At 30.0% G+C, this 646-nt stretch carries 3 protein-coding genes; all 3 read right to left on the minus strand.

From position 1 onward, the window contains the following. Positions 1-14: 14 nt before the first annotated feature. From HMPREF3265_RS08630 to HMPREF3265_RS08640, 3 genes are read right to left on the minus strand one after another with little or no spacing between them, the layout of a single operon-like run. Positions 15-149 (minus strand): phenol-soluble modulin PSM-beta-2, encoded by a 135-nt coding sequence (locus tag HMPREF3265_RS08630; RefSeq protein WP_011276027.1) that lies wholly within the window; start codon positions 147-149, stop codon positions 15-17. Between the two features lie 59 nt (positions 150-208). Continuing rightward, on the minus strand, positions 209-343 hold the full coding sequence (locus tag HMPREF3265_RS08635; RefSeq protein ID WP_011276028.1) for a phenol-soluble modulin PSM-beta-3: 135 nt from the start codon (positions 341-343) through the stop codon (positions 209-211). Between the two features lie 54 nt (positions 344-397). Next, positions 398-532 (minus strand): phenol-soluble modulin PSM-beta-2, encoded by a 135-nt coding sequence (locus HMPREF3265_RS08640; RefSeq protein WP_011276027.1) that lies wholly within the window; start codon positions 530-532, stop codon positions 398-400. Between the last annotated feature and the right edge of the window lie 114 nt (positions 533-646).

Here is a 646-nt window from a genome sequence, read left to right on the forward strand (position 1 = left end):
AAATAAACGTTAAATTAGAAACCAAAGATTTTACTTAATTCAGTTACACCGTTTGAAACGATATCTAAAATACTTGTACCTAATTTAGTCCAGTCTTGGTTTTGACCTGCTTCAATTGCACTTTTTACTGCGTTTGCGATTTTTTCCATGATTACTATCTCCTTTATAATGTTTATTTATATTTTCAATAAATGTTATATGTGGAAACTTAGAATCCGAATAATTTACCTAAAATGCCTACACCGTTTTCTACGATACCTACAATGCTTGTACCTAATTTAGCCCAATCTTGGTTTTGGCCTGCTTGAACTGCATCTGAAATTGCTTGTACTAATTTTGACATTTAAATCGCTCCATTCTTTTAATTTTATATATTTAAATTGTTTAATTTTTAGATTTAGAAACCGAAGATTTTACTTAATTCTGTAACACCGTTTGAAACGATATCTAAGATACTTGTACCTAATTTAGTCCAGTCTTGGTTTTGACCTGCTTCAATTGCACTTTTTACTGCGTTTGCGATTTTTTCCATGATCATTATCTCCTTTGTATTGTTTATATATATTAATAAAATGTTATCTGTCGAACTTAAAATCCGAATAATTTACCTAGAATGCCTACACCGTTTTCTACGATACCTACAATG

Source organism: Staphylococcus sp. HMSC62B09, assembly GCF_001839115.1.
In the GTDB taxonomy this organism is placed as follows: domain Bacteria; phylum Bacillota; class Bacilli; order Staphylococcales; family Staphylococcaceae; genus Staphylococcus; species Staphylococcus haemolyticus.